This is a genomic window from Paraburkholderia unamae (genome assembly GCF_003268775.1).
Lineage (GTDB): Bacteria > Pseudomonadota > Gammaproteobacteria > Burkholderiales > Burkholderiaceae > Paraburkholderia > Paraburkholderia unamae.
Genome location: NZ_QLSU01000002.1, coordinates 174,817 through 200,177, shown reverse-complemented (window position 1 = coordinate 200,177; position 25,361 = coordinate 174,817). Strand labels below are relative to the sequence as shown.

General features: G+C 64.7%; 19 protein-coding genes. 16 read left to right on the top strand and 3 right to left on the bottom strand.

Annotated elements, in window-relative coordinates:
- The first annotated feature begins 8 nt into the window (after window positions 1–8).
- The 12 genes from C7401_RS03470 to C7401_RS03415 all read left to right on the top strand — a co-directional run bounded on the left by C7401_RS03470 (window position 9) and on the right by C7401_RS03415 (window position 12,165).
- Window positions 9–896 carry a ParB/RepB/Spo0J family partition protein gene (locus C7401_RS03470; protein ID WP_112169960.1) on the top strand — a complete coding sequence of 296 codons (888 nt, stop codon included), beginning with the start codon at window positions 9–11 and terminating at the stop codon, window positions 894–896.
- 71 nt (window positions 897–967) lie between these two features.
- A complete protein-coding gene (locus C7401_RS03465; RefSeq protein ID WP_112170279.1) occupies window positions 968–2,083 on the top strand; it encodes an SLC13 family permease in 1,116 nt (371 codons plus the stop codon).
- Window positions 2,084–2,357: 274 nt separating this feature from the next.
- On the top strand, window positions 2,358–2,954 hold the full coding sequence (locus C7401_RS03460; RefSeq protein ID WP_112169959.1) for an ATP synthase subunit I: 597 nt from the start codon (window positions 2,358–2,360) through the stop codon (window positions 2,952–2,954).
- Window positions 2,955–3,125: 171 nt separating this feature from the next.
- Window positions 3,126–3,977: a F0F1 ATP synthase subunit A gene (gene atpB, locus C7401_RS03455; RefSeq protein ID WP_112169958.1), complete on the top strand. Its 852-nt coding sequence runs from the start codon at window positions 3,126–3,128 to the stop codon at window positions 3,975–3,977.
- 66 nt (window positions 3,978–4,043) lie between these two features.
- A complete protein-coding gene (gene atpE / locus C7401_RS03450; protein WP_028203308.1) occupies window positions 4,044–4,313 on the top strand; it encodes a F0F1 ATP synthase subunit C in 270 nt (89 codons plus the stop codon).
- Window positions 4,314–4,452: 139 nt separating this feature from the next.
- Window positions 4,453–4,923 carry a F0F1 ATP synthase subunit B gene (locus tag C7401_RS03445; protein WP_112169957.1) on the top strand — a complete coding sequence of 157 codons (471 nt, stop codon included), beginning with the start codon at window positions 4,453–4,455 and terminating at the stop codon, window positions 4,921–4,923.
- 2 nt (window positions 4,924–4,925) lie between these two features.
- Window positions 4,926–5,465 (top strand): F0F1 ATP synthase subunit delta, encoded by a 540-nt coding sequence (locus C7401_RS03440; RefSeq protein WP_112169956.1) that lies wholly within the window; start codon window positions 4,926–4,928, stop codon window positions 5,463–5,465.
- A 67-nt stretch (window positions 5,466–5,532) separates the two neighbouring features.
- Complete coding sequence (gene atpA / locus C7401_RS03435; RefSeq protein ID WP_112169955.1) at window positions 5,533–7,074, top strand: F0F1 ATP synthase subunit alpha; 1,542 nt, start codon at window positions 5,533–5,535, stop codon at window positions 7,072–7,074.
- Window positions 7,075–7,158: 84 nt separating this feature from the next.
- A complete protein-coding gene (gene atpG / locus C7401_RS03430) occupies window positions 7,159–8,040 on the top strand; it encodes a F0F1 ATP synthase subunit gamma (protein ID WP_112169954.1) in 882 nt (293 codons plus the stop codon).
- Between the two features lie 88 nt (window positions 8,041–8,128).
- Window positions 8,129–9,523 (top strand): F0F1 ATP synthase subunit beta, encoded by a 1,395-nt coding sequence (atpD, locus tag C7401_RS03425; protein WP_112169953.1) that lies wholly within the window; start codon window positions 8,129–8,131, stop codon window positions 9,521–9,523.
- A gap of 80 nt (window positions 9,524–9,603) precedes the next feature.
- Window positions 9,604–10,029, top strand: a complete 426-nt coding sequence (locus C7401_RS03420; RefSeq protein ID WP_112169952.1) for a F0F1 ATP synthase subunit epsilon — start codon at window positions 9,604–9,606, stop codon at window positions 10,027–10,029.
- Window positions 10,030–10,404: 375 nt separating this feature from the next.
- Window positions 10,405–12,165: an AMP-binding protein gene (locus C7401_RS03415; protein WP_112169951.1), complete on the top strand. Its 1,761-nt coding sequence runs from the start codon at window positions 10,405–10,407 to the stop codon at window positions 12,163–12,165.
- Window positions 12,166–12,966: 801 nt separating this feature from the next.
- Here C7401_RS03415 and C7401_RS03405 read toward each other — a convergent pair.
- Window positions 12,967–13,758: a transporter substrate-binding domain-containing protein gene (locus C7401_RS03405; RefSeq protein ID WP_112169950.1), complete on the bottom strand. Its 792-nt coding sequence runs from the start codon at window positions 13,756–13,758 to the stop codon at window positions 12,967–12,969.
- Between the two features lie 249 nt (window positions 13,759–14,007).
- Between C7401_RS03405 and hemE the strand changes: the two genes are divergently transcribed.
- Together hemE and C7401_RS03395 are read left to right on the top strand one after the other, a co-directional pair.
- A complete protein-coding gene (gene hemE / locus C7401_RS03400) occupies window positions 14,008–15,099 on the top strand; it encodes a uroporphyrinogen decarboxylase (RefSeq protein ID WP_112170278.1) in 1,092 nt (363 codons plus the stop codon).
- A 417-nt stretch (window positions 15,100–15,516) separates the two neighbouring features.
- Window positions 15,517–17,775: a primosomal protein N' gene (locus C7401_RS03395; RefSeq protein WP_112169949.1), complete on the top strand. Its 2,259-nt coding sequence runs from the start codon at window positions 15,517–15,519 to the stop codon at window positions 17,773–17,775.
- A gap of 77 nt (window positions 17,776–17,852) precedes the next feature.
- Here the strand turns inward: C7401_RS03395 and C7401_RS44820 are convergent, their stop codons facing one another.
- The gene (locus C7401_RS44820) at window positions 17,853–18,002 is read right to left on the bottom strand and encodes a hypothetical protein (RefSeq protein WP_165841756.1); all 150 of its coding nucleotides are present in this window, start codon (window positions 18,000–18,002) and stop codon (window positions 17,853–17,855) included.
- A 298-nt stretch (window positions 18,003–18,300) separates the two neighbouring features.
- Here C7401_RS44820 and putA point away from each other — a divergent pair, with 298 nt between their 5' ends.
- Together putA and C7401_RS03385 are read left to right on the top strand one after the other, a co-directional pair.
- On the top strand, window positions 18,301–22,236 hold the full coding sequence (gene putA, locus C7401_RS03390; RefSeq protein ID WP_112169948.1) for a trifunctional transcriptional regulator/proline dehydrogenase/L-glutamate gamma-semialdehyde dehydrogenase: 3,936 nt from the start codon (window positions 18,301–18,303) through the stop codon (window positions 22,234–22,236).
- Between the two features lie 93 nt (window positions 22,237–22,329).
- Window positions 22,330–23,478, top strand: coding sequence for a branched-chain amino acid ABC transporter substrate-binding protein (locus C7401_RS03385; RefSeq protein WP_112169947.1), 1,149 nt, complete (start codon window positions 22,330–22,332; stop codon window positions 23,476–23,478).
- Between the two features lie 144 nt (window positions 23,479–23,622).
- Here C7401_RS03385 and C7401_RS03380 read toward each other — a convergent pair whose 3' ends face one another.
- Window positions 23,623–25,341 (bottom strand): thiamine pyrophosphate-binding protein, encoded by a 1,719-nt coding sequence (locus tag C7401_RS03380; protein WP_112169946.1) that lies wholly within the window; start codon window positions 25,339–25,341, stop codon window positions 23,623–23,625.
- Window positions 25,342–25,361 lie beyond the last annotated feature (20 nt).

Here is a 25,361-nt window from a genome sequence, read left to right as displayed (position 1 = left end):
GAAGCACGATGAACGCAGTAGCACGGAAGAAGGGGCTGGGCCGAGGGCTGGAAGCATTGCTCGGCGGCACGGCGGACATTACCGAAGCGGTGAAGATCGACGGCGCGCCGAACACGCTGCCGCTCACGCAGATGCAGGCCGGCAAGTACCAGCCGCGCACGCGCATGGACGAGGGCGCGTTGCAGGAGCTGGCCGCGAGCATCCGGGCGCAGGGGCTCATGCAGCCGATCCTGGTGCGGCCGGTCTCGGCGGATCGTTACGAGATCATCGCGGGCGAGCGGCGCTTTCGTGCGGCGCACATCGCCGGGTTGACCGAAGTGCCGGTACTCGTGAAGGACGTGCCCGACCAGGCCGCCGCCGCGATGGCGCTGATCGAGAACATCCAGCGCGAGGATCTGAATCCGCTGGAAGAGGCGCAGGGCATCCAGCGTCTGCTCGACGAATTCAGCTTCACGCATGAGCAGGCGGCCGAGTCGGTCGGCCGCTCGCGCAGCGCGGTGTCGAACCTGCTGCGTTTGCTCAATCTCGCAGCGCCCGTGCAGACCATGCTGCTCGCGGGCGATCTCGACATGGGCCACGCGCGCGCGCTGCTCGCCGTGGACGCGGCCACGCAAATCACGCTGGCCAACCAGGTGGTCAACAAGCGCATGTCGGTGCGTGAAACCGAGAAGCTGGTTTCGGCCACCACGAAGGCGGCGCCCGCAGTGAAGGCGAAGGCGGCGCACGACGGTGGTCGCGACACGCGCCGCCTCGAAGAAGAGTTGTCGGACCTGCTCGTCGCGACGGTGAAGATCAAACTCGGCCGGCGCGGGCGAGGGCAGCTCACCGTCGACTTCGGCGACCTCGACGCGCTCGACGGCATCCTGCTGCGGCTGCGCGGCGAAACGGCCGCTTGATGCCCGCCGCCGCAAACGCGCGCACCGTCGCCTAAGCGGTGGGCGAATCGCAGCAGGGCGCAAGCGGGCCCTTGAACGTGGTGCGCCGGATCGGCGCATTCGCGTTGTCGGAGCCGGTGCTCGCCATTCTCGTCGTGGCGCTCATTGCGTTGCAGATCTTCGCACCGCGCCCGTTGCTCACGTTGCCCTCGCTCGTCGACTGGCAAACGGTGATGACGCTAGCGGGCCTGCTCATTCTCACCAAAGCGATCGAATATTCAGGACTGCTGACCTGGCTCGCGCACAAGCTCGTGCACCACATACACTCGGAGCGCGGGCTCGCGTTGCTGCTGGTCGCGCTGGCCGCCGGGCTGTCGATGATCGTGACCAACGACGTTGCGCTCTTCGTCGTCGTGCCGCTCGTGCACTCGCTGCACCAGCTCACGCCGCTGCCGCTCAAACGTCTCGTCATTGTCATCGCGCTTGCCGTGAATGCGGGCTCGGTGCTCACGCCGCTCGGCAATCCGCAGAACCTGTTTCTCTGGCAGGTGAGCGGCGTGTCGTTTGGCTATTTCGTCGCGGGGCTCGCGCCGTTGTGCGCCTTTCTGATGGCGATGCTCATCGCGCTCGCTGCGGTTCTGTTCAAGAGCACGCCGCTGGACCTGTCGAAGGACGCCGCCCCCCAGCGCGTCGATCGCGCGCTCGCCGGCGTGGCCGCGGTGCTGTTCGTGGCCTTCGTGCTGCTTGCCGATGCACACCATGCGGGCGTGGCGCTCGCCGCCGTCAGCGCGGGCTTCGTGATCTGGCGCATCCGCATCGTGCTGAAGATCGACTGGCTGCTTCTGCTGATCTTCGTGCTGATGTTCATCGTTCTGCGCAGCGTGGCCGCATTACCCTGGATTCATCACGCGCTGACCGCGCTTTCGTTGCAAACGCCCATGCGTGCTTTTGCCGCAGGCGCCGTGCTGTCGCAGGTCATCAGCAACGTGCCGGCCGCCATCGTGCTCGCCGGTTTCACGCACGACTGGCGCGCGCTGGCGTTCGGCGTGAGCGTCGGCGGGTTTGGGGTCGCCATCGGATCGCTCGCGAATCTCATCGCCGTGCGCCTTTCCGGCCAGCGCGGCGTGTGGCTGTCATTTCACCTGATCGCCGTGCCATTCTGGCTTGCGGCCTTTTTGGGCGGTGCGCTGCTGCTGCATCTGTTTTGATGCTGCGCGTCCCATATCCTGAATGACGAGCACGGTGGCGGCCGAATTTACCTGGTCCTCCTGACGATTGCTAGCTCCCTTACAGTTACCGGTCACAGCTTTGCGACACCGTGTTTTCCGCATCATGAAGTCGCATTTCACAGGTGTTATTGAACGCCCTAAAGTCTTGAATTGCCTGCAACTATCGCTTACAATCGCCCGGATTTATTTGGTTGGCGATGCTGTAAGTGCGCTGTAATAAAAGGCGCGCAAGGCGAATTTCCGGAATAAAGCGATGGTGGGTCAGAGGCCAGATGAAGCGCCGCAGGCGCATGACGGGCCCGATGTTCCACCGGGCGCGGTCGGGGCATCCAGCCGGGGGCAGGATGCGGCGGCAAAAAATTCCGGAAGCGGTGGCGGTCAACGTACCGATCACAACGCGCGCTGGGATGAGCTGGACGCCAGCCAGCAAGATAACAACGACATCGTGCCGCTCACCCGGACCGAAGCCGAGCAACTCTTCGGCGCGCAGGTGAGTCGCCCATCGCGCGTCACGCCGTTTCGGGTCGTGGCGGCGCAAGTGGTTTTGTCCCTGGTTGCAACATTGGTGTGGTGGCTGTTTTATAAGCCGCCGGGGGATGCTGCGCTGTCGGCCTTTCTGGGCGGAGCGATTTGCTGGTTCCCCGGAGCGCTGTTCGCAGCGCGCCTCAAGCAGTTGAGCCGTGCCGGCACCGTGCTGAACTGGATGCTCGGTGAAGCCTTCAAGATGGGGGCGACGATTGCGATGTTCGTCGCCATCGCGTTCTGGTATCACGACGTGCGGTGGATTCCGCTGCTCGTCACGTACCTGATCGCACTAAAGACATATTGGATCGCGCTCGCGTGGCGCTGACCCCCCGACATCGCGCCGCCTCAAGTCAGGGCGTCGAAGCGATGACGGTGGAAGTTAGCTGGCCGATGCGAAGCAGATAAGACACGATCCACGGCGGTGCGTTCCCGCAATACAGAATTGCGGCGGGAGCGGCCGAAAACGATTTTCGACAATTTGGGTGTTTTTAACGATATGGCAGCCAGCGAAGGAACGAGCGGTCCGGGTCCGTCCGAGTACATTGCTCACCACTTGCAGAACTTTGCGACCTCGCACCAGACGTCGATCGTCGACTTCAGCGTCTGGAACATCGACACGCTGTTCTGGTCGATCCTGTGCGGCGTTGTAACTATCCTCATCTTGCGCCTCGCTGCGCGCAAAGCGACTCCGGGCGTTCCGGGCCGCTTCCAGTGCGCCATCGAAATGCTGGTCGAGATGGTCGAGGACCAATCCAAGTCCATCGTTCATGGCAACCGCGCCTTCATCGCGCCGCTCGCGCTGACCGTGTTCATCTGGGTCGCGCTCATGAACTCGCTCGACTTCATCCCCGTCGATCTGCCCACGCGCGTGATCGGCTGGCTCGGTCTTTCCGAAGTGCTTCCGCACCAGCGCATCGTCCCGACGGCCGACCTCAACGGCACGTTCGGCATCGCGCTCGGCGTGTTCGTGCTGATGATTTACTACAACCTCAAGATCAAGGGTCCTGGCGGCTTCGCACACGAACTGCTCTCGGCTCCGTTCGGCTCGCATCCGCTCTTGTGGATCCCGAACCTTGCACTGAACATCATCGAGTTCGTCGCCAAGACGGTTTCGCTCGCACTGCGGTTGTTCGGCAACATGTATGCAGGCGAACTGCTGTTCCTGCTGATCGCGCTGCTGGGCGGTCTGTGGAGCTTCGGCGCGGACACGACGGTGCTTGGCTTCATCGGCCACGTGATTGCAGGCAGCGTCTGGGCGATCTTCCACATCCTGATCGTCCTGTTGCAAGCGTTCATTTTCATGATGCTGACGCTGGTGTACATCGGCCAGGCACACGACAAGCACTAAGTGCTCGTCAAACCAGATTTGCAGTTTTAAATCCCCAGTTCCAGAAAATCTCACAAAGGAGTGATCATGCAAGCTTTCATCGCCAACATCCAGGGTTTCACGGCCATCGGTATCGGCATCATCATCGGCCTGGGTGCTATCGGCGCCTGTATCGGTATCGGCCTGATGGGTGGCAAGTACATCGAAGCCTGCGCACGTCAGCCTGAGCTGATGAACCCGCTGCAAACGAAGATGTTCCTGCTGGCTGGTCTGATCGATGCGGCGTTCCTGATTGGCGTTGGTGTTGCAATGCTGTTCGCGTTCGCTAACCCGCTGCTCTCGAAGCTCGCGGGCTAAGTTCCCTGGAAGGTTGCGCCTGACCTATAACGGTTAAGGGCGCATGGCGGAACGGGAGACGAGGCGCTGATCGAGTTTCACAACCGATGAGCGCCTTGCCGTTTCAATTCCCCGGAATAGCAACGATTAAGGAAACACCGTGAATCTCAACGCAACCCTGTTTGCGCAAATGGTCGTGTTCCTGATCCTCGCGTGGTTCACGATGAAGTTCGTGTGGCCGCCGTTGATCAATGCCCTCGACGAGCGCTCGAAGAAGATCGCAGACGGCCTGGCCGCTGCGGATAAGGGTAAGGCGGAACTCGAAGCGGCGCACAAGCGCGTCGGTGAAGAGCTCGCTTCGGCCCGCAACGAGGGTCAAAACCGCATCGCCGACGCTGAAAAGCGCGCGCTGGCCGTCGCGGAAGAAATCAAGGCCCAGGCACACGCCGAAGCGGCGCGCATCATCGCTCAAGCGAAGGCCGACGCCGACCAGCAGGTCGTCAAGGCACGCGAAGCGCTGCGCAGCGAAGTCGCGGCACTCGCCGTGCAAGGCGCCGAGCAGATCCTGAAGCGCGAAGTCGATCAGTCGGCCCACGCCGAACTGCTGAATCAACTGAAAGCCGAGCTCTGATCATGGCCGAACTTGCAACCATCGCCCGCCCGTACGCAGAAGCACTGTTTGGCGTGGCCGAAGCTGGTGACACCGCTGCCTGGTCCACGCTCGTATCGGAGCTGGCACAGGTTGCGGCCTTGCCCGAGGTGCAGTCGGTCGCGACGAGCCCGAAAGTGAGCCATGCCCAGGTCGTCGAGCTGCTGCTCGCGGCGGTGAAGTCGCCGGTCAAGGAATCGGCCGAGGTGAAGAACCTCGTGCAGATGCTGATCGAGAACCATCGCCTCGCGCTGCTGCCGGAAATCCACGCACAGTTCGAAGCGCTCAAGAACGCCAAGGCAGGCGCGGCCGACGCAGTGATCGTCAGCGCATTCCCGCTCGAAGGCGCGCAGTTGAACGACCTCGTGGCCAGCCTCGAACGCAAGTTCAAATGCAAGCTGAAGCCGGCCGTCGAGATCGACAAGTCGCTCATCGGCGGCGTGCGCGTCACGGTCGGCGACGAAGTGCTCGATACCTCGGTCCGCGCGCGGCTCGCCAGCATGCAGGCGGCTCTGACCGCTTGAGCGCCTCGATCCCAGGGATCGGGCGCGGCGGCTGGCACGCAACAGAATTGAACATCAGGAGCGAATAATGCAACTCAATCCCTCTGAGATCAGCGAGCTGATCAAGAGCCGGATCCAGGGCCTTGAAGCGAGCGCCGACGTTCGCAACCAGGGCACCGTGATCTCCGTGACCGACGGCATCGTGCGTATCCACGGCCTGTCGGACGTGATGCAGGGCGAAATGCTCGAATTCCCGGGCAACACCTTCGGCCTCGCGCTGAACCTCGAGCGCGACTCGGTCGGCGCGGTGATTCTGGGTGAGTACGAGCACATCTCGGAAGGCGACATCGTCAAGACGACGGGCCGCATTCTCGAAGTGCCGGTGGGTCCGGAACTGGTCGGCCGCGTGGTCGACCCGCTCGGCAACCCGATCGACGGCAAGGGCCCGATCAACGCCAAGCTGACCGACGCGATCGAAAAGATCGCTCCGGGCGTGATCTGGCGTGAAGGCGTGTCGCAGCCGGTGCAAACGGGTCTGAAGTCGATCGACGCGATGGTGCCGATCGGCCGTGGCCAGCGTGAGCTGATCATCGGCGACCGTCAGTGCGGCAAGACCGCGGTGGCCGTCGACACGATCATCAACCAGAAGGGCAAGGACCTCATCTGTATCTACGTCGCCATCGGTCAGAAGGCTTCGTCGATCCAGAACGTGCTGCGCAAGCTCGAAGAAACGGGCGCGATCGAATACACGATCGTCGTGGCCGCTTCGGCTTCGGAATCGGCCGCGCTGCAATACCTCGCGCCGTACTCGGGCTGCTCGATGGGCGAATACTTCCGCGACCGCGGTCAAGACGCCCTGATCATTTATGACGACTTGACCAAGCAAGCCTGGGCATACCGTCAGATCTCGCTGCTGCTGCGCCGCCCGCCGGGCCGCGAAGCTTACCCCGGCGACGTGTTCTATCTCCACTCGCGTCTGCTCGAGCGCGCCGCGCGCGTGTCGGCCGACTACGTCGAGAAGTTCACGAACGGTGAAGTCAAGGGCAAGACGGGTTCGCTGACGGCACTGCCGATCATCGAAACGCAAGCCGGCGACGTGACCGCATTCGTTCCGACGAACGTGATCTCGATTACCGACGGCCAGATCTTCCTGGAAACCGACCTCTTCAACGCAGGCATCCGCCCGGCAATCAACGCCGGCGTTTCGGTGTCGCGCGTTGGCGGTGCGGCTCAAACGAAGGTCGTGAAGAAGCTGTCGGGCGGTATCCGTACCGACCTCGCGCAGTACCGTGAACTGGCGGCGTTCGCCCAGTTCGCATCGGACCTCGACGAAGCGACCCGCAAGCAGCTCGAGCGCGGCCGCCGCGTGACGGAACTGCTCAAGCAGCCGCAGTACCAGCCGCTGCAAGTGTGGGAACTGGCCGTGGCGCTGTTCTCGGCGAACAACGGCTACCTCGACGACATCGATGTCAAGGACGTCCTGCCGTTCGAAAAGGGCCTGCGCGAATACCTGAAGTCGAAGCACGCTGACCTCGTCGCGCGCATCGAGGACAAGAAGGACCTGTCGAAGGACGACGAGAACGCGCTCCACGCGGCTCTCAAGGACTTCAAGAAGTCCGGCGCATACTGATCCGTCCGGGAATCCCTCACGATAAACGGACTGGGACCCGGGTAAGCGCTCAGGCGCAGACTCGGGTCGACAAAGGAGCAAGCAATGGCTGGAATGAAGGAAATTCGCGGCAAGATCAAGAGCGTGCAAAACACGCGCAAGATCACCAAGGCGATGGAAATGGTCGCGGCGTCGAAAATGCGCCGTGCCCAGGAGCGCATGCGCGCCGCCCGCCCGTATGCCGACAAGGTCCGCGACATCGCTGCGCACATGAGCCGTGCGAACCCCGAGTATCGCCACCCGTTCATGGTGGAAAACAACGATGCGAAGGTCGCCGGCGTGATTCTCGTTACGACCGACAAGGGTCTGTGCGGCGGGATGAACACCAATGTGCTGCGCGCAACGCTACAGAAGTTGAAGGATCTGGAAGCATCCGGCAAGTCGGTCGAAGCAACGGCGATCGGCAGCAAGGGCCTCGGTTTCCTGAATCGTCTGCGCGCAAAGGTCGTCTCGAACGTCGTGCAACTCGGCGACACGCCGCACCTCGAAAAGCTGATCGGCGCGATCAAGGTGCAGCTCGACCAGTACTCGGAAGGCAAACTCTCGGCTGTGTACCTCGCGTACACGCGCTTCGTCAACACGATGAAGCAGGAGCCGGTGATCGAGCAACTGCTGCCGCTGTCGGCCGAGCGTCTCGAAGCAAATGACGACGGCACGACGCCGAAGTCGGCGTGGGACTACATCTACGAGCCGGACGCGCAAACCGTCGTGGACGAACTGCTGGTCCGCTATGTCGAAGCCCTGGTCTATCAGGCCGTGGCGGAAAACATGGCTTCGGAGCAGTCGGCCCGGATGGTCGCGATGAAGGCGGCGTCGGACAACGCGAAGACGGTCATCAACGAACTGCAACTCTCGTACAACAAGAGTCGCCAGGCCGCGATTACGAAGGAACTTTCGGAAATCGTCGGCGGCGCAGCAGCCGTTTGATCGAGCGACAGGCGCGAACCGATTGCGAAACCGCGCCGGTGTTGAACCGGTGAGCGAGTGAAGAATTCAGGTATCTAAAGGAAAATCGATGAGTACAACTGCTTTGGTAGAAGGCAAGATCGTACAGTGCATCGGCGCGGTGATCGACGTGGAATTCCCGCGTGAGCACATGCCGAAGATCTACGACGCGCTGATTCTCGATGGCTCGGAACTGACCCTCGAAGTCCAGCAGCAGCTGGGCGACGGCGTTGTCCGCACCATCTGTCTGGGTGCATCGGACGGCCTGCGTCGCGGCACCGTCGTGAAGAACACGGGCAAGCCCATCAGCGTGCCGGTCGGCAAGCCGACTCTCGGCCGCATCATGGACGTGCTCGGCCGTCCGATCGACGAAGCCGGTCCGATCGTGAGCGAAACGACGCGCTCGATCCACCAGAAGGCTCCGGCGTTCGAAGATCTGTCGCCGTCGGCGGAACTGCTCGAAACCGGCATCAAGGTTATCGACCTGATCTGCCCGTTCGCAAAGGGCGGCAAGGTTGGCCTGTTCGGTGGTGCTGGCGTGGGCAAGACCGTCAACATGATGGAGCTCATCAACAACATCGCGAAAGAACACGGTGGTTTCTCCGTGTTCGCGGGCGTGGGCGAGCGTACCCGTGAGGGCAACGACTTCTACCACGAAATGAAGGACTCGAACGTTCTGGACAAGGTCGCGCTGGTGTACGGCCAGATGAACGAGCCGCCGGGCAACCGTCTGCGCGTCGCGCTGACGGGTCTGACGATGGCAGAGCACTTCCGTGACGAAGGCCTCGACGTGCTGTTCTTCGTCGACAACATCTACCGTTTCACGCTGGCTGGCACGGAAGTGTCGGCACTGCTCGGCCGTATGCCGTCGGCAGTGGGCTATCAGCCGACGCTGGCAGAAGAGATGGGCAAGCTGCAAGAGCGCATCACGTCGACCAAGAAGGGCTCGATTACCTCGGTTCAGGCCGTGTACGTCCCTGCGGACGACTTGACCGACCCGTCGCCTGCTACGACCTTCGGCCACCTGGACGCAACCGTCGTGCTGTCGCGTGACATCGCTTCGCTGGGTATCTACCCGGCAGTCGATCCGCTCGACTCGACTTCGCGCCAGATCGACCCGAACGTGATCGGCGAAGAGCACTACTCGATCACGCGCGGCGTGCAGCAGACGCTCCAGCGCTACAAGGAACTGCGCGACATTATCGCGATTCTGGGCATGGACGAACTGTCGCCGGAAGACAAGCTGTCGGTCGCCCGCGCACGCAAGATCCAGCGTTTCCTCTCGCAGCCGTTCCACGTCGCGGAAGTCTTCACGGGCTCGCCGGGCAAGTACGTGCCGCTGAAGGAAACCATCCGCGGCTTCAAGATGATCGTTGGCGGCGAATGCGATCACCTGCCGGAGCAGGCGTTCTACATGGTCGGCACGATCGACGAAGCCTTCGAAAAGGCCAAGAAGATCCAGTAAGGGTTGAGTTGCCAACGGGCGAATAAGTAACACGTTACTTATTCGCCGCCGCAACCGATTAACCCCAGGAGTCGACACATATGGCAGCAACCATCAAGGTAGACGTCGTGAGCGCCGAAGAGAGCATCTTCGACGGCCAGGCGAAGTTCGTCGCGCTTCCGGGCGAGGCGGGCGAGCTGGGCATTCTGCCGGGCCACACGCCGCTCATCACGCGGATTCGTCCGGGTGCCGTGCGTATCGTGGCGGAAGACGGCAACGAGGAATTCGTGTTCGTCGCAGGCGGCATTCTCGAAGTGCAGCCGGGCGCCGTCACGGTGCTCGCCGACACCGCGATCCGCGGCAAGGATCTCGACGAAGCGAAGGCCACGGAAGCGCGCAAGCGCGCCGAAGAGGCGTTGCAGAACTCTGGCTCGAACCTCGAGTACGCCACCGCCCAGGCCGAACTGGCCTACGCGGTCGCACAACTCGCGGCGATCCAGCGCCTGCGCAAGATGAATCAGCACTGATTCCGGCGCGCGCTCTCGTGGCGCGGTGGCCGAAGCGAAAAGGCTCCCCATGTGGGGAGCCTTTTCGCATTTGGGGGCCGGAAAGCACACGCGGGCGGCCGAAAATGCAAGCCGCGCCGGATGGCATGGTGATGAAAAAACGGCATAAATGGCGTGAGCGGCGGAGGTCGACCAAAACGCTCTGACATACTTGACGTTTACGGAAAGGTAATGCCAAATCATGCCTTCGTGACCGGCGCAGGAGGAGGCGACGGACCCGAACCCGGGGCATGTGCTGCGGGTAAGACTTGATGCCGTCGCCGGTCAGGCCGGTGGCACAATCGTTTTCAAATTCATTTCAAACGCGGGAGTGAAGCTCCCCAGGAGACGGCAATCATGGCAATCGACGCAGCAGGCGCGAGCGCCGCGCCCGGTGTACATGAGGCGCTCATCGCGCCGAAAGACGGGCTTTCCTACGTGCGGGGCACGACCGAGGTGCCGCTCAGCGACGCGACCATCGGCACGTTCCTGCTCGACACCGCGAGCCGGTTTCCGGAGCGCCCGGCCGTGGTGTTTCGCGAGCAGGGCATCCGCTGGAACTGGCGCGAGTTCGCCGCCGAAGTGGACGTGCTCGCCGCCGGCTTTGCCGAGATCGGCATCGTCAAGGGCGACCGGGTGGGCATCTGGTCACCCAATCGTGTTGAATGGCTGCTGACCCAGTTCGCCACCGCACGCATGGGCGCGGTGCTCGTCAACATCAACCCCGCGTATCGGCTCTCCGAGCTCGAATACGCGTTGAACAAGGTCAGTTGCAAGGCGATCGTCTCCGCCGAGAGCTTCAAGACGTCGAAGTACCTGGAGATGCTGCAAACGCTCGCGCCCGAGCTGGCGAGCGCCCAGCCCGGCCGGTTGCAGGCGGCGCGGCTGCCCGAGCTGCGCGCGGTCGTGCGCATGTGCGACACGGCCACGCCCGGCATGCTCTGCTTTAGCGAACTCGTTGAGATGGGCCGCGAGCGCATTGCCCGCGACGGCACGGCCTGGCTCGACGCGATCAACGCGACGCTCTCGCCCGACGACGCCATCAACATCCAGTTCACGAGCGGCACGACCGGCAACCCGAAGGGCGCGACGCTCACGCACCGCAACGTGCTCAACAACGGGCGCTTCATCGCCCAGGCGATGCGCCTCACCGAGCAGGATTCGCTGTGCATTCCGGTGCCGCTTTATCACTGCTTCGGCATGGTGCTCGCGGTGCTCGCCTGCGTGTCGGTGGGCGCGAACATGGTGTTCCCCGGCGAGGCGTTCGATCCGCGCGCAACGCTCGAAGCCGTTTCGGAAGAGGGCTGCACGGCGCTGCACGGCGTGCCTACGATGTTCATCGCGGAGCTCGATCATCCCGAGTTCGCGCGCTTCGATCTTTCGAAGCTGCGCACGGGCATCATGGCCGGCTCGCCGTGTCCGATCGAGACGATGAAGCGCGTGGTCTCGAAGATGCATCTCGGCGAGATCACCATCGCCTACGGCATGACGGAGACGAGCCCGGTGTCGTTCCAGAGTTCGACCACCGACCCGCTCGACAAGCGCACGACCACCGTTGGCCGCATTCAGCCGCATCTGGAAGTAAAGATCGTCGACGCGCTCGGCAACATCGTGCCGGTGGGCGAGACGGGCGAGCTGTGCACGAAGGGCTATTCGGTGATGCAGGGCTACTGGGGCGACGAGGCGAAGACGGCCGAATCGGTCGTCGATGGCTGGATGCACACGGGCGACCTCGCCACGATCGACGCCGAAGGCTACTGCAACATCGTCGGCCGCCTGAAGGACATGCTCATTCGCGGCGGCGAGAACATCTATCCGCGCGAGATCGAGGAGTTTCTGTTCCGCCACCCGAAGGTGCAGTCGGCGCAGGTGTTCGGCGTGCCCGATGCGAAGTACGGCGAGGAAGTGTGCGCGTGGATCGTGCTGCGTCCGGGCGAAGTGGCCACGGCGGAGGACATTCAGGCGTTCTGCCAGGGGCAGATTGCGCACTACAAGATTCCGAAGTACATCCGCTTCGTCGACGAGCTGCCGATGACGGTGACGGGCAAGGTGCAGAAGTTCGTGATGCGCGCGCGCATGATCGACGAACTCAAGATCAGCGAGCAAAAGACAGCTTGACGGAGACGGCCGCGGCGGACGATGCAACACGCCGCCGCGGCTTTTCCAGGCGCGTGAAACCGGGCGCGTAAAAAATGCTCGGGAACCCGAACAATCGTCTGGCGGCGGAGGGAGTGTGCGCAGTGCGATGACCGGCGAAGAACGGCCAGGCGCTGCGGAAAATGAGGACGAAAAAAAAGCGGGCCTGGAGCCCGCTAAAAACCACACGCTACGGGGTTAGCGCGAGGAGACCAAAGGAGGAGCCGGGTCATGAAACGTCGTAGACGCCGGTCACGGCTCCAGCAAGGATGCCCCTCGAGAGGGCTTCGGCACAGGGCCGACCGGCTGGTGTTTTGTGTCCGCTCACACTGGCACCAAGCCACATCCGTGTTGAAACCGTTGAAGGCATTGTGGGCGAATTAGAGTAGCTTCGCGGTAACAAAGTGTTTCAGGTTGTAACGCCCGTGGGATAAGGCTTCGCGGGACTTTTTGCCATCCTGAGCGTTTTGCGGAAGTCATTTTTACCGCGGCTTTCACGCGGCGTCAGACAGCTTGAATGCGTCGTCGCGAACCAGGATTCGTATTGCATGACGAAAGGCCCGCTGCGCGGGCATTGGGCCCGTGGCATCGCGCGCATGGGCTTGATGGGGCGCACGCATGCGCAATGCGTGGCAGCCGGGTGTGTGCGCGAAATGCAAGGATTGCGCGCCTCGTATTGCGGATACGCTTTGCAACTCACCGTAGCAATTCCAAGGGTCGAAACGCCAGGCGAGAAGCGGGAAGTGAGAAGCGCAGCACGAGGCGCGCGATATCGCCGCTCACTCACTTCAGCCACTTGTCGGAGATTGCCTGATATTCGCCGCTCGCGCGCGCAAGATGCAACCACTGGTCGACGTACTGCTGGAACACCACGTCGCCGCGCGGCACCATCCACGCTTTTTCGCCGTACTGGAACGGCTTGTCCGGATGCACCGAGCACAAGCCGGGGTTCAGCTTTTGCTGAAGCATGGTCTCGGAAGCGTCGGTCACCATCACGTCGGCCTTGCCCGCGAGGATCTGCTTGAAGATCGTCACGTTGTCGGGATACGTGATGAGATTCGCATGCGGAAAGAACTGCTTCGCGAAGCGCTCGTTCGTGCCGCCGGGGTTCACGATCACGCGCACCGTGGGCTGGTCGATCTGCGCAACGGTCTGATACTTGTTCACGTCGTCGCAGCGAACGATCGGCGTCTTGCCGTCGACCTGATAGGCCTCGGTGAAGAACGCGCGCTTCTGGCGATCGAGCGTGGTCGACACGCCGCCCACCGCCACATCGCACTTCGCGAGGAAGTCGTTCATGAGATTCGACCACGAGGTCTTCACGAACTCGGCCTTCACGCCGAGCGACTTCGCGAGCGACTCCGTCATGTCGATATCGATGCCTTCGAACGTGCCGTCCTGCTTGTAGAACGAGTAGGGCTTGTAGTCGCCGGTCGTGCACGCGCGCAGCGTGCCGCGCGCGATGATTTCGTCGAGCCGCGAAGGCGCGGCGGCCGCGGCCGGTGCGCCGGCGGACTGGGCGAGCGCGCCGGCGCTCAGCAGCGCGGCGGTCAGGGCGAGGGCGGCTTTTTTCATCGTGTCTCCTGTGTCCCATACCGCATGCGCGGCAGGATCTGGTTCTGTTGAAGTCATGTTTCGGAAAGGCGCTTGATGATAGCCCGCGTATGCGCGGCAGTTAAGCGCGGACTTACCTGGGTAGGCAGCGCGCGGGTTGCGACGTCATGGCGCTTTCCAATCTCGCCCATCAGCGGCATGGCGCGGCGGCCGCTCCGGTAAAATGCTTGTTTGCTTCCGAACCCAGGCGCGACTTTGCGCATCCCGCACGTGGCACACAATCTCCTGAACGACACCTTCCTGCGCGCGCTGCTGCGTCAGCCGACCGACTACACGCCGATCTGGCTGATGCGCCAGGCGGGCCGCTATCTGCCGGAGTACAACGCCACGCGCAGCCGCGCGGGCAGCTTCCTCGGTCTGGCCAAGAATCCCGACTACGCGACCGAAGTCACGCTGCAACCGCTCGAACGCTATCCGCTCGACGCCGCGATCCTGTTCTCCGACATCCTGACGATTCCCGACGCGATGGGCCTCGGTCTCTCGTTCCAGGCGGGCGAAGGGCCGAAGTTCGCGCATCCCGTGCGCACCGAAGACGACGTGGCGCGCCTCGCCGTGCCCGACATTGGCGCGACGCTGGGCTATGTGACCGACGCGGTGCGCGAGATCCGCCGCGCGCTCACCAACGCCGAGGGACGCCAGAGCGTGCCGCTGATCGGCTTCTCGGGCAGCCCGTGGACGCTCGCCTGCTATATGGTCGAAGGCGGCGGCTCGGACGACTTCCGCACCGTGAAGTCGATGCTGTACGCGCGCCCCGACCTCATGCAGCGCATTCTCGAAGTCAACGCGCAGGCCGTGGCCGCCTACCTGAACGCGCAGATCGAAGCGGGCGCGCAGGCCGTGATGATCTTCGACACGTGGGGCGGCGCGCTCGCGGACGGCGCCTACCAGCGCTTCTCGCTTGCCTACATCGCGCAGGTCGTGGCGCAGCTCAAGCGCGAGCACGACGGCGAGCGCGTGCCGGTCATCACGTTCACGAAGGGCGGCGGCCTGTGGCTCGACGAAATCGCCAATACGGGCGTGGACGCGGTGGGCCTCGACTGGACCGTCAACCTCGGCCGCGCACGCGAGCGCGTGGGCGATCGCGTGGCCTTGCAGGGCAATCTGGACCCCACGGTGCTGTTCGCGTCGCCGGCCGCAATCCGTGAGCAGGCGCGCGCGGTTCTGGACAGTTTCGGCGCGCATCCGGGTCACGTGTTCAATCTCGGCCACGGCATTTCGCAGTTCACGCCGCCCGAAAACGTGGCCGAACTCGTGGACGAAGTGCATCGTCACAGCCGGACGATTCGCGCTGCGACAGTGTGACGCTTTTGTTGCGTTGCAGCGAGCTGGGCTCCGGCTACCAGGGTATGACCGGGCTCAAGAGGCCATCCAGACGCCAATTCGGTCCTGTCAAGACTTGACTTATTCACACTTGTCTCGTTGCGGCGCGCAAGAGGGAAAGATTGCCGCAGATCGCCATGCGAGTCAGAGCAGAATCAATCAGACCCTTGACAGACAAGGGTTTCGGCGCTCCACGGCGCTCTGTGCGGTATCCCACATAACGGCCGGGCGCGGGCGCCCCGTGGCGGCGCCCGGCGAGTTCTCAACAAAGTTATCCACAGGCGCAGGATCGGGGGCGCGATTGTTCTGCGGAATCCAAAACTTAGCGTGGAATCTCAAGTTTTACTTGAGGTTTGGGTGTCGGCGCGCCGTTCTACGGAACTTCCCTGGGGGCGCGGCATGACGGAAACGTACGTGCGCGTGGCGCTGGATCATCCGCTGGACGCGCTCTACGACTATCGCTACACGCTGGACGCCTGCGTGCCCGAGCCCGGCATGCTCGTGCGCGTGCCGTTCGGGCGGCGCGACGTGGTTGGCCTGATTTGCGAAGTGAACGCTCACAGCGACGTGCCGGCCAACAAGCTGCGCGACGTGCTTGCCGTGTGCGCCGCCTGTCCCCCGCTTTCCCTGCAATGGCTCGCGCTGGCCGGTTTCGCCGCCGACTACTACCAGCGGGGCTTGGGCGAGGTCGCGCTGCCCGCGTTGCCGCAGGCGTTGCGCGATCCCTCGCGCTGGGCGCGTCTGCTCGCGCCCGAGGAACGCTACCGCCTGCTGCCGGCGGGCCGCGCCGCGCTACCCGATGCCTTGCCTGCTCGCGCCCAGGCGCTGCGCCGCCTCGCGCAGGCGCTGGCCGAAGCGGGCGAACTCGAAGCGGCCGAGGCGCGCGCGGTGCACCCGAAGGCCATTGCGACGCTGGACGCCTGGCGCGACGCGGGCTGGGTGGAACACGAAAGCATCGAGTTCGGCGCGGCAGGGAGCGCCTCGAACGGCGCCTCTGGTTCCGGCGCCGCAGTGGCCGTGCCGCGCCTGAGCGACGAGCAGGCCGAGGCCGTGGAGGCCATCGGCGCGGCGGGCGGTTTCGCGCCGTTCCTGCTGCACGGCGTGACGGGCAGCGGCAAGACCGAGGTGTATCTGCGCGCACTCGCGGCCTTGCTCGAACGCGAGCCGGATGCGCAGGCGCTCGTGCTCGTCCCCGAAATCAATCTTACGCCGCAGTTCGAAGCGGCGTTTCGCACGCGCTTCGCGGCCACGCTCGCCGACGAGGCCATCGTCACGCTCCACAGCGGCCTTGCCGAAGGCGAGCGCGCCCGCAACTGGCTCGCGGCGCACACGGGCCGCGCGCGCATCGTGCTCGGCACGCGGCTCGCCGTGCTCGCCTCGCTGCCGCGTCTCGCGATGCTCGTGGTGGACGAGGAGCACGATCCCGCCTACAAGCAGCAGGAAGGGCTGCGCTACTCGGCGCGCGATCTCGCCGTGTGGCGCGCGAAGCAGCTCGGCGTGCCGGTGGTGCTGGGTTCCGCCACGCCTTCGCTCGAAAGCTGGTGGCAGGCCGAACAGGGCCGCTATACGCGCCTCACGCTTTCGCGCCGCGCGATTGCCGAGGCGGTGCTGCCCACGGTCAAGCTCATCGATCTGGAAGAGGAGCGGCGGCGCGGCCGCGCGTCGTTCGAAGGGCTCTCGGGGCCGCTGGTCGCGGCGATGAAGGCGCGCCTCGAGCGCGGCGAGCAGAGCCTCGTGTTCCTGAACCGGCGCGGCTACGCGCCCACGCTCGCGTGCGACGCCTGCGGCTGGGTGGCGGGCTGTCCGCGCTGTAGCGCCTACGTCGTGCTGCACAAGCCCGAGCGGGCGCTGCGCTGCCATCACTGCGGTTGGGAGTCGCGCATCCCGCACTCGTGCCCCGAGTGCGGCAACGTCGATATCGCGCCGATGGGGCGCGGCACGCAGCGCATCGAGGAGGCGCTCGCGAGCGCGGTGCCGGGCGCGCGGGTGCTGCGCATCGACGCCGACAGCACGCGCCGCAAGGGCAGCGCGCAGGCGCTTTTCTCCGACGTGCACGCGGGCGACGTCGACATCCTGGTGGGCACGCAGATGATCGCGAAGGGGCACGACTTCCAGCGCGTGTCGCTGGTGGGCGTGCTGAACGCCGACAATGCGCTCTTTTCGCATGATTTTCGGGCCAGCGAGCGGCTTTTCGCGCAACTGATGCAGGTGAGCGGGCGCGCGGGCCGGGCGGGACTGCCCGGCGAGGTGCTCGTGCAGACGCGCTATCCGCGCCACCCGCTCTATCACGCGCTGGCGCGCCAGGACTACGTGGGATTTGCGAATACGACGCTCACCGAGCGGCGCGACGCGCACCTGCCGCCGTTCGTCTATCAGGCGTTGCTGCGCGCCGAAGGGCGCACGCTGGAAGCCGCGCTGGCGTTTCTCGCCCAGGCGGCGGCTGCGCTCACGGCGCTCCCGGCCGCCGGGCGCGTCATGGCCTACGATGCGGTGCCGCTCACCATCGTGAAGGTGATGAACGTGCATCGCGCGCAACTGCTCGTGGAGAGCCAGTCGCGAGCCGCGCTACAGGCAACGCTGCGCGCGTGGCAGCCCGCCTTGCGCGCGCTGCGCGGCGTGCTGCGCTGGAATCTCGAGGTCGATCCGCTCGACATCTAGCCGGGCCGCGATCGATCAAACCGCGCCGGGCCGTAGCCCGGCGCAGTTTCCCCGTCTTCCCGTCCTGCGCTTCCCGCTTACTGGCCGGCGGTGTCGGCCACCTGAGCTCGCGCCGCTCGCTTCAAGGTCATGCGGCGCTCGTCGGGCGCCGTCGCGCCGCGCATGAAGAACACGGCGCACAGGGCGCACATCGTCCAGATTCCTGCAATCACCAGCATCTTTTCCATTTTCCGGTCCCTTCGCTCTTGCTGCTCTTTCTTGTGATCTACAACCCCCGTTGTGTTTGTATAACGGCACGGCCGCGGAATCGATTAGGGTTGTCCTGCGTGTTGTAGAGCCAGGGAAAATACCGAGCGCAACCTTCGCGCCCCGGCCGGCGGCCGTCCGCCGCAACGCCCGTCACGCAAGGCTTTCAGTGTGGTGCAACCATTTCAAGAGAGTGGTTGCACCTTTTTATTGGTGGGGTTACGATTCGCCAACTTTTTAGTCACCGCCGGTGCGGGTCAGCCGGCATACGAAGGAAACATGGCTAGCACCACACTTGGCGTCAAAGTCGACGATCTCCTGCGCTCCCGTCTCAAGGACGCCGCCACGCGCCTCGAGCGCACGCCGCACTGGCTCATCAAGCAGGCGATCTTCGCCTACCTCGAGAAAATCGAGCATGGCCAGCTGCCCCCGGAACTCAACGGCCATGTGGGTGCGACCGATCTCGCCGAGGGTGCTACCGGCGACGACGACGAAGCGGCATCGCACCCGTTCCTCGAATTCGCCCAGAACGTGCAACCGCAGTCGGTGCTGCGCGCGGCCATCACGGCCGCCTACCGCCGCCCCGAGCCTGAGTGCGTGCCGTTCCTGATCGGCGAAGCGCGCCTGCCGGCCAACCTCACGGGCGACGTCACGAAGCTCGCCACGAAGCTCGTCGAAACGCTGCGCGCCAAGCGCTCGGGCGGCGGCGTGGAAGGCCTGATCCACGAGTTCTCGCTTTCCAGCCAGGAAGGCGTGGCGCTGATGTGCCTCGCCGAAGCGCTGCTGCGCATTCCCGACCGCGCCACCCGCGACGCGCTCATTCGCGACAAGATCAGCAAGGGCGACTGGAAGTCGCACGTGGGCCACGCGCCGTCGCTGTTCGTGAACGCCGCGACCTGGGGCCTCATGATCACCGGCAAGCTCGTCACGACGAACAGCGAAACCGGCCTCTCGTCGGCGCTCACGCGCATGATCGGCAAGGGCGGCGAGCCGCTGATCCGCAAGGGCGTGGACATGGCCATGCGCCTGATGGGCGAGCAGTTCGTGACGGGCGAGAACATCTCCGAAGCGCTCGCCAACAGCCGCAAGTTCGAAGCACGCGGCTTCCGCTACTCATACGACATGCTCGGCGAAGCCGCGACGACGGAAGCCGATGCTCAGCGCTACTACGCATCGTACGAGCAGGCGATCCACGCCATCGGCAAGGCCGCGGGCGGCCGTGGCATCTACGAAGGTCCGGGCATCTCGATCAAGCTCTCCGCGCTGCATCCGCGCTACTCGCGCGCGCAGCAGGAACGCACGATGAACGAACTGCTGCCGCGCGTGCGCGCACTCGCCGTGCTCGCGCGCCGCTATGACATTGGCCTCAATATCGACGCCGAAGAAGCCGACCGGCTCGAGCTTTCGCTCGACCTGCTCGAAGCGCTGTGCTTCGACCAGGAACTCGCGGGCTGGAACGGCATTGGCTTCGTGGTGCAGGCTTACCAGAAGCGCTGCCCGTTCGTGATCGACTACATCGTCGATCTCGCGCGCCGCAGCCGTCACCGCATCATGGTGCGCCTCGTGAAGGGCGCGTACTGGGACACGGAAATCAAGCGCGCGCAGGTGGATGGCCTCGAAGGCTACCCGGTGTACACGCGCAAGATCTACACGGACGTCTCGTACCTCGCCTGCGCGAAGAAGCTGCTCGGCGCGCCGGACGCGGTGTATCCGCAGTTCGCCACGCACAACGCGTACACGCTCTCGGCGATCTATCACCTCGCGGGCCAGAACTACTATCCCGGCCAGTACGAATTCCAGTGCCTGCACGGCATGGGCGAGCCGCTGTACGAAGAAGTCACGGGTCCGCTCTCGCAGGGCAAGCTGAACCGCCCGTGCCGCGTATACGCGCCGGTCGGCACGCACGAAACGCTGCTCGCGTATCTCGTGCGCCGCCTGCTCGAAAACGGCGCGAATACCTCGTTCGTGAACCGCATCGCCGACGAAACCGTGCCGGTCGCCGAACTGGTCTCGAACCCCATCGACGAAGCCGCGAAGGTCGTGCCGCTGGGCGCGCCGCACACGAAGATTCCGCTGCCGCGCGAGCTGTTCGGCAGCGAGCGCTTCAACTCGATGGGCCTCGATCTCTCGAACGAGCATCGTCTCGCGTCGCTTTCGTCGGCGCTGCTGGCGAGCGCGCATCATCCGTGGCGCGCCGCGCCGATGCTTGCCGATATCGATCTCGCGGAAGGCACTGCGCGCGACGTGCGCAATCCGGCCGATCATCGCGATCTGGTCGGGACCGTTGTGGAAGCAACGAGCGAGCACGTGAGCGCCGCGCTCTCGCACGCCGTGGCCGCCGCGCCGATCTGGCAGGCTACGCCCGTCGAAGCGCGCGCCGATTGCCTCGCGCGCGCCGCCGACCTGCTCGAAGCGCAGATGCACACGCTCATGGGCCTGATCGTGCGCGAAGCGGGCAAGTCGCTGCCGAACGCTGTGGCAGAAATTCGCGAAGCGATCGACTTCCTGCGCTACTACTCCACGCAGATCCGCGAAGAGTTCTCGAACGACACGCATCGCCCGCTCGGCCCCGTGGTGTGTATCAGCCCGTGGAACTTCCCGCTCGCGATCTTCATGGGTCAGGTGGCCGCCGCGCTCGCGGCCGGCAACACGGTGCTCGCGAAGCCCGCTGAACAAACGCCGCTGATCGCCGCGCAAGCCGTGCGCATCCTGCGCGAAGCCGGCGTGCCGGCTGGCGCGGTGCAACTGCTGCCGGGCGACGGCGAAACCGTGGGCGCGGCGCTGGTTGCCGACGCACGCACGCGCGCCGTGATGTTCACGGGCTCGACCGAAGTCGCGCGCCTCATCAACAAGACGCTGTCCGAGCGCCTCGACTCCGATGGCCGCCCGATTCCGCTGATCGCCGAAACCGGCGGCCAGAACGCGATGATCGTCGATTCGTCGGCGCTCGCAGAGCAGGTGGTCGCGGACGTGCTGCAAAGTGCGTTCGACTCGGCCGGTCAGCGTTGCTCCGCGCTGCGCGTGCTGTGCCTGCAAGACGACGTGGCGGACCGCACGCTCGAAATGCTCACGGGCGCGATGAAGGAACTCGCGGTGGGCAACCCCGACCGCCTTTCGACCGACGTGGGCCCCGTGATCGACGTCGACGCGAAGCGCGGCATCGATACGCACGTGGCAGGCATGCGCGAAAAGGGCCGCACGGTCCAGCAGATGCCTACGCCCGACACCTGCGCGCAAGGCACGTTCGTGCCGCCGACGCTCATCGAGCTCGATAGCCTCGACGAACTCAAGCGCGAAGTGTTCGGCCCGGTGCTGCACGTGGTGCGCTATCGCCGCAGCCAGCTCGACAAGCTGCTCGAGCAGATCCGCGCCACGGGTTACGGCCTCACGCTCGGCATCCACACGCGTATCGACGAAACGATCGCGCATGTGATCGGCCGCGCGCACGTGGGCAACATCTACGTGAATCGCAACGTGATCGGCGCTGTGGTGGGCGTGCAGCCGTTCGGCGGCGAAGGCCTGTCGGGCACGGGTCCGAAGGCGGGTGGCGCGCTGTATCTCGCGCGTCTGCTCGCCAAGCGCCCGGCCGGCTTGCCGAAGTCGCTTGCCGATGCGCTGATCGTGGACGCGCCGCAAGGCGAGACGGCGCCGCAGTCGGCTCATGCCGCGCTCACGACGCTGCGCGACTGGCTCATCGCCGAGCGCGAGCCCGCACTCGCGGCGCGCTGCGACGGCTACCTCGAATACGTGCTCGCGGGCGCCACGGCGGTTCTGCCGGGCCCGACGGGCGAGCGCAATACGTACACGCTGTCGGCGCGCGGCACGGTGCTGTGCGTGCCTGCGACGGCAACGGGTGCGCGCGCGCAACTCGCCGTTGCGCTGGCGACGGGCAACCGCGCGCTGTTCCAGGGCGCGGCTGGCGAAGCGCTGGTGAATGCGCTGCCTGCGTCGCTCAAAGCGCACGTGGCGATCAAGAAGACGGCCGACGCCGACTTCGATGCGGTGCTCTTCGAAGGCGACAGCGACGAGCTGCTCGCGCTCGTGAGGGAAGTGGCAAAACGTCCGGGCCCGATTGTCTCGGTGCAGGGCGTAGCGGCGCACGCGCTGGCCAACGGCGATGAAGATTACGCACTCGAACGCCTGCTTGCAGAACGTTCGGTCAGCGTGAATACGGCAGCAGCGGGCGGTAATGCGAATTTGATGACGATCGGTTAAGCACAAGCCATACTGTCGGTCGTCTCAAGACAAGGAAGCGGCAAGGCTCTCGCCTAAAGCCGCTCGTTTGATACCTGGTACCAAGGAGAAGCAATGCAACACACCATGAAGCAGCTGGCAGGCGCGACGCTTGTTGCGGCCGTGTCGCTGGCGGGGACTGCGCACGCACAACAAGCCGATGACGTGAAGATCGGTTTCGCCGGTCCGATGACGGGCGCGCAGGCGCACTACGGCAAGGACTTCCAGAACGGCATCACGCTCGCCGTTGAAGACATGAACGCAACGAAGCCCGTGATCGGTGGCAAGCCGGTGCACTTCGTGCTCGACGCAGCCGACGATCAGGCTGACCCGCGCACGGGCACGACGGTCGCGCAGAAGCTCGTCGACGACGGCATCAAGGGCATGCTCGGTCACTTCAACTCGGGCACGACGATCCCGGCTTCACGCATCTACGCGAACGCGGGCATCCCGCAGATCGCCATGGCGACGGCGCCTGAATACACGCAGCAAGGCTTCAAGACGACGTTCCGCATGATGACCTCGGACACGCAGCAAGGTTCGGTCGCGGGCACGTTCGCGGTGAAGAACCTGGGCATGAAGAAGATCGTCGTGATCGACGACCGCACGGCCTACGGCCAGGGTCTCGCCGACGAGTTCTCGAAGGCCGCGAAGGCTGCCGGCGGCAACATCATCGACCGCGAGTACACCAACGACAAGGCCGTCGACTTCAAGTCGGTCCTGACGAAGGCGAAGGCGATGAACCCCGACCTGGTCTACTTCGGCGGCGCCGATTCGCAGGCCGCGCCGATGGTCAAGCAGATGAAGTCGCTGGGCATCAAGGCGCCGCTGATGGGCGGCGAAATGGTCCACACGCCGACGTTCCTGAAGATCGCGGGTGACGCGGCGAACGGCACGGTGGCGTCGCTCGCGGGCCTGCCGCTCGACCAGATGCCGGGTGGCAAGGACTACGTCGAGAAGTACAAGAAGCGCTTCGGCGAAGACGTGCAGACCTACTCGCCGTACGCCTATGACGGTGCAATGGCGATGTTCAAGGCCATGAAGGCGGCGAACTCGACGGATCCGGCGAAGTACCTGCCGTTCCTCGCGAAGACCAGCATGCCGGCTGTCACGACGTCGGAACTCGCGTACGACTCGCGCGGCGACCTGAAGAACGGCGGTATCACGCTGTACAAGGTGGTCGACGGCAAGTGGACGACGCTGCAAAGCGTGGGCGGCAAGTAAGCCCCCGACGTTCGGCTGACGTCAAAAGCCCCGCAAGCTCATGAGGCTTGCGGGGCTTTTGTTTATGCGCTCAGACTGTCCGTCCGGACCGAAAGGTGAGCTTATTCAGGATTCCTTTTCAGTCGTTCTTCGCTCATTCTTCTCTCACTGCGCGCGCATTTTCTTGCCCGCTTCGCGAATCTGTTCGAGGGTCGCGGCGGGCGTGCTCGCTTCCTTCGGCACGCGGATCTCGATCAGCGCCGGCTTTCCGGCCGTGAGCGCGCGCTCCAGCGCGGGCGCGAATTGCGTGGTCGCCGTGACGACTTCACCGTGCGCGCCGAACGACTGCGCAAACGCCGCGAAGTCGGGGTTCGTGAGCTGCGTGCCGTGCACGCGGTTCGGATAGTGGCGCTCCTGGTGCATGCGGATCGTGCCGTAATGCGCGTTGTTCACGACGATGAACACGACGTTCAGGCCGTACTGCATGGCCGTCGCGAGTTCGGACGACGCCATCATGAAGCAGCCGTCGCCCGCGAGCGCGACCACGGTGCGTGAAGGATAAAGCGACTTCGCGGCGATCGCGGCGGGTACGCCGTAGCCCATCGCGCCGCTCGTCGGCGCGAGTTGCGAGCGGAAGTGGCGATACGCGAAATGCCGATGCAGCCAGGTGGCGTAGTTCCCTGCGCCGTTCGTGACGATCGCGTCGTCGGGCAGGCGTGCGCGCAGTTGCTGCATCACCTCGCCCAGTTGCACGTCGCCGGGCATCGGCAGCGGCTTGCGCCATGCGTGCCAGGCTTCGTGCGCTTCGGCGGCGCTGCCCGCCCACGCGGGTTGCTCGGGTGCGGGCAGTTCTGCGAGCAGCGCCGCGATTTCGGCTAGACCCGAAACGATTGGCAGATCGGCCGCGTAGACGCGCCCGAGTTCCTCGGCGCCCTGGTGCACGTGAATGAGCGTCTGCTTCGTCTTGGGAATGTCGAAGAGCGTGTAACCGCCCGTCGTGGATTCGCCCAGACGCGGCCCCAGCGCGAGCAGCACATCGGCTTCGCGAATGCGTTTGGCGAGCGCCGGGTTGATGCCGAGGCCCACGTCGCCCGCGTAGTTCGGGTGCTCGTTGTTGAGCGTGTCCTGGAAGCGGAACGCGAGGCCCACCGGCAACTGCCAGTTCTCGACAAAGCGCTGGAAGTCGGCGCATGCCTGCGTGTTCCAGCCATGACCGCCCGCAATCACAAAGGGCTTCTTCGCACCCGCGAGCAACTCGCGCACGCGTTCCATCTGCGCGGCGGAAGGCGAGGCCTGCACGCGTTGCGCGGGCGGCGCGATGGGCTGCGCTTCGGCGGCCGGAATCGCGCCGCTCAGCATGTCCTCGGGCAGCGCGAGCACGACCGGGCCGGGCCGTCCCGACATCGCGACGTGAAACGCGTGGCTCAGATATTCGGGCACGCGACGCGCGTCGTCGATCTGGGCGACCCACTTCGCCATCTGCCCGAACATGCGGCGATAGTCGATCTCCTGGAACGCCTCGCGGTCCATCTGCTCGCGCGCGACCTGGCCGATCAGGAGGATCATCGGCGTGGAGTCCTGGAACGCCGTGTGCACGCCAATCGAGGCGTGCGTGGCGCCCGGCCCGCGCGTGACGAGCGCCACGCCCGGCTTGCCCGTGAGCTTGCCGATCGCTTCCGCCATGTTCGCGGCCGCCGCCTCGTGACGGCACACCACGGTTTCGATCTTCGAGGTTTCGTCGGACAACGAATCGAGCACCGCGAGATAGCTCTCGCCGGGAACGCAGAACACGCGCTCCACGCCGTTGGCGACGAGCGCATCGACGACGAGGCGAGCCCCGGTGGTGGTGGCTTCGGTGGTGGCGGAATCGTTCGGCTGCTGCATGGCGGTCAAGTCTCCTTCAA